The sequence below is a fragment of the uncultured Fibrobacter sp. genome, from assembly GCF_946062555.1.
Lineage (GTDB): Bacteria > Fibrobacterota > Fibrobacteria > Fibrobacterales > Fibrobacteraceae > Fibrobacter.
The window spans coordinates 1-8224 of record NZ_CAMGVQ010000092.1; the positions used below are offsets into that span (position 1 = coordinate 1).

At 46.6% G+C, this 8224-nt stretch carries 9 protein-coding genes; 4 read left to right on the top strand and 5 right to left on the bottom strand.

Annotated features, from left to right (window positions below):
• Positions 1-43: 43 nt before the first annotated feature.
• The 3 genes from Q0P86_RS15850 to Q0P86_RS15860 are packed head-to-tail and all read right to left on the bottom strand — an operon-like array spanning position 44 to position 4688.
• Positions 44-265, bottom strand: coding sequence for an AAA family ATPase (locus Q0P86_RS15850; protein WP_295040808.1), 222 nt, complete (start codon positions 263-265; stop codon positions 44-46).
• Between the two features lie 8 nt (positions 266-273).
• Positions 274-828: a GIY-YIG nuclease family protein gene (locus Q0P86_RS15855; RefSeq protein ID WP_295040810.1), complete on the bottom strand. Its 555-nt coding sequence runs from the start codon at positions 826-828 to the stop codon at positions 274-276.
• Positions 829-869: 41 nt separating this feature from the next.
• Entirely contained in the window at positions 870-4688 is a 3819-nt protein-coding gene (locus Q0P86_RS15860) for an Eco57I restriction-modification methylase domain-containing protein (protein WP_295040812.1), read from the bottom strand.
• 288 nt (positions 4689-4976) lie between these two features.
• Here Q0P86_RS15860 and Q0P86_RS15865 point away from each other — a divergent pair, with 288 nt between their 5' ends.
• From Q0P86_RS15865 to Q0P86_RS17000, 4 genes are all read left to right on the top strand, one after another.
• Positions 4977-6089: an ORF6N domain-containing protein gene (locus Q0P86_RS15865; RefSeq protein ID WP_295040814.1), complete on the top strand. Its 1113-nt coding sequence runs from the start codon at positions 4977-4979 to the stop codon at positions 6087-6089.
• A 116-nt stretch (positions 6090-6205) separates the two neighbouring features.
• Positions 6206-6499, top strand: a complete 294-nt coding sequence (locus tag Q0P86_RS15870; RefSeq protein ID WP_291025519.1) for a type II toxin-antitoxin system RelE/ParE family toxin — start codon at positions 6206-6208, stop codon at positions 6497-6499.
• Positions 6486-6812, top strand: coding sequence for an addiction module antidote protein (locus Q0P86_RS15875; protein ID WP_163415498.1), 327 nt, complete (start codon positions 6486-6488; stop codon positions 6810-6812). Before Q0P86_RS15870 ends, Q0P86_RS15875 begins: the two co-directional genes overlap by 14 nt.
• A 64-nt stretch (positions 6813-6876) precedes the next feature.
• A complete protein-coding gene (locus tag Q0P86_RS17000) occupies positions 6877-6927 on the top strand; it encodes a hypothetical protein (protein WP_366941344.1) in 51 nt (16 codons plus the stop codon).
• On the opposite strand, the gene Q0P86_RS15880 is transcribed toward Q0P86_RS17000, so the two are convergent.
• Positions 6909-7496, bottom strand: a complete 588-nt coding sequence (locus Q0P86_RS15880) for a DUF1349 domain-containing protein (RefSeq protein WP_295040816.1) — start codon at positions 7494-7496, stop codon at positions 6909-6911. The genes Q0P86_RS17000 and Q0P86_RS15880 overlap by 19 nt on opposite strands.
• Positions 7497-7547: 51 nt before the next feature.
• Entirely contained in the window at positions 7548-8081 is a 534-nt protein-coding gene (locus tag Q0P86_RS15885; RefSeq protein WP_295040818.1) for a flavodoxin family protein, read from the bottom strand.
• Between the last annotated feature and the right edge of the window lie 143 nt (positions 8082-8224).

Consider the following 8224-nt stretch of genomic DNA (forward strand, 5'->3'; position numbering starts at 1 on the left):
CCGTTTTTAGGCTATTTTTTTAGAAAAATGTTCCACACTTAGCTCAGAAGAGCCCCAAAATCTCATAATTATCTAAAGAATCACCTTCTGGGAAATGAAGTTTACAATTTTTATACATCTCATTTTTGGGATCGTATAAAAAATTAGACAGGGTACTTTTCCCTACACCATTTAAGCCATATACAAGATTGACTTTTTTATCCGTCTCTAAACAAGTTGCCTGTTTGTACGACGCTACACCATTCATTTCTATTTTATCAATCATAAATCATTTCATTCCTTTTTCATTGTAGTTAAATTCAATTCCATATCCAAACATTGCTTCAAATTCTGAACAGACATCGTTGGCTGTCCAGGAGTTCTATCTCCAGAAACATCTTGAACAGACCATTTTGGGTCTTTTTTACGGTCATTCAGAAGATTTTCATTCGCCATATAAGCTTGATGAATAAAGAAACTTTCTACATCGGCAATAATATCATTGTCATCTTTAGCATCTCTACTACTTTCTTTCACAATAAAAAAGAGCACAAGTTTCGTACGCAAAGATTTATCAAAAAAAGACTGCAATTTTCTAATCTTATGATCTTTGAAACATTCGTTTTTAAATGAGTTTACCGTCATCCCAACATAAATTGGTTTAAACCCATGGCTAACTTTATTTGCAAAAATATACACACCTTTTTTTGATGAAATATTTTCACTATAATCAACAGTTGTCCAAAAATCATTTATTCTACTTGTATTAATTTCTTTTCCTTTCCTATTCGGAGTATCTACATTTTTAAGAGGAACTTCAAAATACCCTTTTACAATAAAATTTTTCATTTAACTTTTTTCCCTTTTTAGAAATTTTTCTTTTTTGCAAATTACCTTTTCTCGACCGCATCAATTTCTTCCGCATCGGTGATGCTGTAGAGTTGATAGACGAGGGTGTTGACTTGGGCTTCTAATTCTGCGGTATCTTCGCCGTTTTTCTTGGCAGCGATGATTTCATCGGTGAGGGTGGCGAGTTGCTGCAGGAGTTCTGCGTTGTTTAGGGGAATGCGGAGGTTTTCGAAGTAGGCGATTTGCAGTTTGCGAGTGCCACCGTTGAGGACAGGACAGTTGTGCCATATCCAGAATTTGCAGAGGCTAGAATTGAATATGGCGAGGAAGGCTTTGAGGAGAGATCCTTCGACAACGCTTACGCTCCGCTCAGGACACTCAGTTTCGTTCGCAATGGCGTTTTCTTTTTCGACAATAAATAAATTATTGTCATTGGGATAGACTCCGTTTTCGTCATACGTGAACGGAAACGCCGTTGTTATATTCGGAAATATAATTTTGGGACGAGCAAGTTCTTTATAATACCCAATTTGGTCCTGCGTTTCAAACCATTTGTTGCTGGTTTTCTTGCGAGCCTTGATTTCTTCGCCGTTCACAATGTGCTTGGCACCGGTCTGTTCCAACTTTTCGATGCCAAAACTCAGCAGATGATTCTTGATTGCCGGGTATTGGTCGATATCAAGATTTAATGCCGGAAAAGTTCCGATAAGATACTGGTCTTCTTTTTCCGTCACCCAAGCGTTAATGTCTCGGCCGCGAAGCAGGGGCTTTATGAGTTCTTCGCTCTTGGGGTCTTCGGCAATGAGTTTTTCTCTCGTCTTTCCGTCAATAAAGAATGCGTCGTTGAAGCCGGTCAAAATGCCACGATAAATTGAAATCGGCATATCCTTCAGAGCCGTGCCAACATTCATTTTCTGCAATACGGAATCGTGGAGTTTGTTGCGGATACTCCATTCGCTTGCTCCGAAATTTTCTGCCGGGAACTCGAATGTCGCGGCATTGACTTCTTTTTCAAATTCGCCGTGATAGTTCTTGCTGTTCAGCGAGCACGCCAAAACGGGCATCTTGTCGCCGGACTTTTGCGATACGAAAATGCACACGTAAATGGTCGCATCGGCAAAGAACTGGACATCGCCAAAGTTGAGAATTTTCTTGAGCGAGGTCTGGCTCATGAATTGTCGCAGTTCCTTGCCGTAATCCACAAGCATCCATTTGTTCGGCATGATGAACGAGAAATATCCGTTCTTTTTCAGCAGGCTATAGGCTCGTTCCACAAAGAGGCAGTAAAGGTCTGCGGATTTGTTGTAGCAACTGTAATTTCGTTTGCTGTAAACGTCGCTCATCTCGCCCATGCTCTGGAGCTGCACATACGGCGGGTTTCCGATGATGGCGTCAAAGCCTGTAAAGCGACCGACCTCGTCAAGGATTTCCGGGAATTCGAACATCCATTCGAGCGAATTGGAAAAGTCGATGGTGTCGCCCGCAGAGCCCTTGTATTCCTCGAACATTTCAATCTGCCCGTCTTCAACCATTCGGCTCTTGAGCGATGCAATCTTGTGCCGGAGCATCATCTTGGAGCTCTGCGACTTGCCCGTTTTGTATTCCTGCACAAGTTGTCTGTATTCAATAAGGCAATTCTTGAGGCTATCCCGTTTGCGGTCGGCTCGTTCATCACGAGTAAGATAATCCGCAATCAAGCGCCCGTTCTGCACGGGGTATTTGGAGAGCAGCGAGTCGCCGACTTTGATATTGATGTCGATGTTCGGGAGGGTCTGGAGTTGTTTGTAGCCGCTTTCTTTGGTGTAGTAGGCGTTCTTCAGGAGTTCAATCCAAAGGCGTAAACGGCAGATGTTCACGCTGTTGGGGTTCAGGTCAACGCCGAAAAGGCAATTCTCGATGATGCGGCGTTTCTCGTTGAACAGGGCTTCTTGATACCGCTGGCTTTCTTCGTTGCCGGGCTTGTATTCAAACGGTTCGCCCTCGTCATCAACAACAGAAAGTTCGTCGTTATCCACTTTCAAAATCAGGTCGCGGCGTTTGATGCGTTTGCCGTCTGCATCGCACAAAATGTTCAATTCCGATTTGATTGCAAGCAGGCGATTAAGGGCCGACACCAGGAAATGCCCAGAGCCCACGGCGACATCGGCAATGCGGATGTCATCAACAATTTCATTCGCTTCTGAAATGTCTTCTATCTTGTCCGAGACATCTTCCAAATTTTCGCATTTCCAGGACTTTTTCTCGTTGAACTTCTGCACCACCGTCCGTTCCAGCACATCGCGGGCCATGTAGTCGGTGATGAACCCTGGCGTAAAGAAACTGCCGTCTTTGTAGCCGTTGATTTTTTCGAAGATGAGTCCGAGAACCGACGCGTTGATGAGCGTCTTGCTCGTAGAGGTCACGCCGCCTTGGGCATCGCTAGCAAAGTTGTACGCATCGAGGAACTTGAAAATGTAATCCAGATTCGGGAGCGTGCCTTTTGCGCGTTTGCCGCGTTCGTCCTTCAGGACGGTCTTGTTGAAAATTTCCATCTGGGCATCGGGAATGCCGCGGATTTTCAGGTGTTTTTCGTCTTCGGTCGGTTCAAACAGCGAACTGTTCAGGTAAGGGACATTCGGGTAACGCTTGAGCACGTCTTCGTCGCGGTCCTCAATTTTCTTGCCGAGCACCTTGAAAAAGAAAATATTCAGTTCGTCGAAGTTCGCTATTTTGTCCGTACTCATGAACCGGTACGATGTATCGCCCTTTTGATACATGAGGATTTGCGATTCGACAAGTTTCAGGAACAGCAGGCGGTTCACCCATGTGATGCAGAGACGGAGCGCCATCGCCTCGCATTCTTCCTTGTTCGGGAAATCGTCTTCGAGCTGGTAGATTGCACTTTCGAGGAGGCTCGCCTTGTCGCGATTTGCGGGCTTCTTGCGTCGGATGACTTTCTTGCTTCCCTTTTCTTCTTTTACTTCTTCGAGGCCGATGATGTGCAAGAGTTCCGCATAAAAGTTGCGGTCGAGGCTGTTGCTATCGTTTGCGAAAGGCTTCGCGAGAAGGGTTTCCGGGGAGAGGAATTTGTAGAGAGGGAGGAACGGTGTGGAATGTGAAATGTGGGATGTGGAATGAGAATACTCATTGTCATTCTGGAAGCCCGTAGGGCTGATAGAATCCATGGACCCTATCGCCTTCGGCTCCAGGGTGACATGTGACTTTTTTAGTTCTGGGGCAAGCGTCCGCATTGCATCTGCAAGGCTGAAATGCACGACGTTGATGTCGCAGGAGGCGAGGAAGTCGTCGATGGCGGGTTTCGCGATTTCATTGTAGAAATCGGAGGTTTTGTTGCCGCTCATCTGATTCGCCTTGAATTTCAGGAACTGATCGTATATCGGTTTTGACTTGTTCCCAAAATAGCGGATAAAGTCTTTTACGTCGAAGAAATACCATTCGTCAAAATTCGTGATGGCGAGCCACTTGATTTCGTGATTGCCCGATTGCACGTATTCCAGCATAAAGTAATAGACGAGTTCCTGCAACGATTTTACGTTCGGATGCTCCGCCGAAAACATTTCCGCCGCATTCGTCGGCGATTTCGCTTCGATAATCACCGCAGGCTTTGCACTTGCCGTATTGCCGTTAAAAACGCACAAGTCTATCGGGCGGTTGACCTGCACCGAATAATCGGGTTCAAAAATCTTGCGTAAAAAGTTCCAGATTTCGCCCTTGTGGTATTCTTCGTCCTGCGCAGTGTTCCGCTTGCTGTAAAGATTCTTGAGCGAAAGCTTGAAATCCTCCATCTTTTCGACGGGGACAGGGAGCTTGAGAAACGCGGAATTGACGGACTTTTTAGGCGAAATGAACTTGATTGACATACAAGGGAAATATACCCTTTTTTGAAGACAAAAGATGGCAATCCTAAGGTTTTTGAGGCAAATCCCGTTTTTTTTGCAGTCGGGGCGTTACGGCCTTTGACCACTTAGCGCTTCAGCGCTTATGTGGGCATGGCCACCTTTAGGTGGTGCGGGAGACCTTCCCCTTCAAAATAATTTTCAGAAAAAACTCGCGGGTCTATTGACAAACTGGATTTTTGAATTTATATTGTAGTGTACAAGTGTATAGTCTTTGGCGTTTTTTCCGCTTGTATGCCAGAGGAGTTGACGATGAAGAAAGATGTTGCGGCCAGTGCGGCCGGGGCCGTTGCGCCGAAAAAGCCCGAATTTGCCCTGATAGACGAGGATTTGCTCAAATCACGGATATATACCATCCGCGGGGTAAAGGTGATGCTCGATGCCGATTTGGCGGAGATTTACGGGTATAGCACGAAAGATTTTAACAGACAAGTCAAGAACAATATTGAACGATTTGCGGAGGATTTCCGATTTCAGCTGACCAAAAGGGAAGTTGAGGAATTGCGGTCAAAAAAATTTACCGCAATTACAGATGCAAATGACGCTAAAGATTTGCGGTGCAAAAATTGCACCGCAAATATCAGCACAAAGAGCCGTTCCAATCCCTACGTTTTTACGGAACAAGGCATTTACATGCTCATGACTGTGTTGAAAGGCGATTTGGCAGTACAACAGAGTATGGCCCTCATCCGTCTTTTCAAGCAGATGAAGGACTACATTGCGGCAGAGAACGCGCCGGATGTTTCTGCGGGGATGGTCGCCTTGGCGACGCAGACGAGTCAGAACACGCGGGATATCGCCGAGATTGCCACGGATGTCCGCACGCTTTCAAGCAAGGTGGAACGGAACGAGAGTTTTCTCCAGAAGGTCATGTCGAATTTCATCGACCCGAGCACCTTCAAGCACTTCTTGATTCTGAACGGGCAGCGGCTTGAGGCCGATGTCGCGTACACGCAGATTTACGGCTTGGCAAAGAAGTCGGTGCTGATTGTGGATGACTACCTGGATGTAAAGACTCTCGACTTGCTGCGGTGCGTGGCGAAGGGCGTTTCGGTTAGGATTTTCAGCGAGCAGCACGGGCGCACTCGCCTGACCGAAAGCATGCTGGCGGACTTCAGGGCTGCCCGCCCGGATGTTGAACTTAGCGATGTTCGTGCCACGGGAAACGTGTTCCACGACAGGTACATCTATCTGGATTTCGGGACCGACAGCGAGAAGCTCTTCCACTGCGGGGCATCCTCAAAAGACGCGGGGAACAAAATCACGACCATCATGCAGCTGGAAGATATCGCGGGGTATCGTGCACTGTTCGAGAGGCTACTGCGAGAGGGGAAACAGAAGTTTTTTCAAGGAACCAATCGCTAAAGTGGTTGTCAAAGAATACTTGACAACCACTCAACACAATGCAAATTTTGACCGAAAAAAAATCGTACAGACCTATTGACAATTTGTAGCCAATTGGCTACATTGTAGGAGGGCGAATGCTTCAAATTAAGAAAACGGAATATTTTTCCAAGTGGCACGCCAATCTCAAAGATGCGCGCGCCCGTGCGAAAATAAACCTTAGAATTGAACAGGTTAAACTAGGTAACTTTGGAGATTTCAAATTTGTTGGCGACGGAATATACGAGATGCGCATTCACTATGGGCCAGGATACCGCATCTACTACACGAAAAAAGACGACATCGTTGTGCTGCTACTAGCAGGCGGCGACAAATCGACGCAACAAAAGGATATCGACAAGGCAAAGGAGTTGAACAATGAAAAAAAGTGATGCAGAAGTTTCTGATTTGGATGTCGCAGACCTTCTTAAAACAGAGGAAGACGTAAAACTCTTTTTGGAAGAAGCCCTTGCCGAAAATGATCCCGTCCTCTGGCAACAAGCCTTAGGAGACGCAGCCCGGTCAATCGGAATGGCAAAAATCGCCGAGTCAGCGGGACTGAATCGCGAAAGTTTGTACAAGGCGCTAAGAGAAGACGCGCATCCGAGATTCGATACCATCATGCGTGTGCTGAAGGCTATGGGCTTAAAACTCTGTATAACGCCCTGTACAGTCGCCGAGAAAAAGGCCGTGTACAAAGTTTAACTCCCAGCACTAGAAAAGCTGGTATTATGGATCGCGGATATATACCATCCGCGGGGTAAAGGTGATGCTCGATGCCGATTTGGCGGAGATTTACGTTTACGCATCCGGTTGTTGACCGTCGTGCGCTTTCCATGCGCATTCCGTCACTTGCATATCCGTAAATCGAGCCGTGAAGCTGGAATTTTCCGAGCTGCATGCATATATGCCAAACCGAATTTTTCCGGCTCCTTCGAGCATGTGGCAAATCCGCATTTGAGAAAACTGCACCCCGTCTCGAGAACATTCTATGCAGTAGTCATCTTCGCGCCTGCTGAGCCTATACCACATGGATTTTACATCTGCAGAAATCGCAGTCGTCGCCCAGTCTGAATACCCGCGGTATGTCACGACAGAACCCAGGTGCTGAAATTTTTCATTCTCATATTCGACCGATGCCTTAAGCCAATTTTCCGAATCCAGATACAGCGCCACCCCGCACTGGTCGAAGCGACGATGACTTTCGGAAAAATCGGTTTTGACGACAAAGGAAAAGAACTTTTCTTCTGTTTCCATCTGCAGAACCGGAGCGTTATCGTTTCTGAAATGATAGTAGGTCCTTTGCCAAAGGTCCGTATGCGGAGCGGTCACCATTTCGACGCATTCCTGATTGATGCTGTAGTTCCGGGGTTCCCTGACCCATTTCATTTTAGAAATATCAAACATTTCTGTAGCCTTTGAATTTGTTTCTATCCGAATTTATTCCAACATTTTTCCAAGTTCATACACCTGCTGCAAGGCATTTTCCCCGACATCGCCTTTGTCCTTTGCGCCACGCACGAGCACGCGGCCCATATCTTGCAACTTGAAAAACTTGAGGCAAAGTTCATACTGCGTGAGGATGCCGTCGAACAGTTCCGGGAGCGAGGCGGCACCGACCAAGAGCAAGGCCATCTTGTGGATGTGGAACGTATCGCGGATCGGATTGTGGAACCGGTCAATGACAGCCTTGAGTTGCGCACTCAGACCATAGAAATACACGGGAGACGCAATCACGAGCATCTCGGCAGCTGCGGCTTTTTCGTAGACGATTTGCATGTCGTCTTTCTGGCAGCACTTGTGGTCTTCGCGTGCAAAGCACGAATTGCACCCGATGCAAGGATTGATTTTGTAATCGTGAACAGAGACGACTTCGACATGGTGCCTTGGCGAAGCGCCCCTTACGAACGCATCCACCAGCAAATCCGTATTGCCGCCCTTGCGCGGGCTACCCGAAAGAATCAGAATGTTCATACCTAATCCACTGCGATATAGTTTGTTGCTATAATCTATAAAAACAGCTAGAGATTGCCAAGTCCTCTCGCCCAGCGCCAAGACATTCGGCGGATTTTCGTCGCTAACGCGACTTAGGTTTGTAGTTTAACTTGCGTATAAAT

Excerpts from the sequence above, each read along its gene's own strand:
- Q0P86_RS15850 (WP_295040808.1), bottom strand. The coding sequence starts at position 265 with ATGATTGATAAAATAGAAATGAATGGTGTAGCGTCGTACAAACAGGCA.
- Q0P86_RS15855 (WP_295040810.1), bottom strand. The coding sequence starts at position 828 with ATGAAAAATTTTATTGTAAAAGGGTATTTTGAAGTTCCTCTTAAAAAT.
- Q0P86_RS15860 (WP_295040812.1), bottom strand. The coding sequence starts at position 4,688 with ATGTCAATCAAGTTCATTTCGCCTAAAAAGTCCGTCAATTCCGCGTTT.
- Q0P86_RS15865 (WP_295040814.1), top strand. The coding sequence starts at position 4,977 with ATGAAGAAAGATGTTGCGGCCAGTGCGGCCGGGGCCGTTGCGCCGAAA.
- Q0P86_RS15870 (WP_291025519.1), top strand. The coding sequence starts at position 6,206 with ATGCTTCAAATTAAGAAAACGGAATATTTTTCCAAGTGGCACGCCAAT.
- Q0P86_RS15875 (WP_163415498.1), top strand. The coding sequence starts at position 6,486 with ATGAAAAAAAGTGATGCAGAAGTTTCTGATTTGGATGTCGCAGACCTT.
- Q0P86_RS15880 (WP_295040816.1), bottom strand. The coding sequence starts at position 7,496 with ATGAAATGGGTCAGGGAACCCCGGAACTACAGCATCAATCAGGAATGC.
- Q0P86_RS15885 (WP_295040818.1), bottom strand. The coding sequence starts at position 8,081 with ATGAACATTCTGATTCTTTCGGGTAGCCCGCGCAAGGGCGGCAATACG.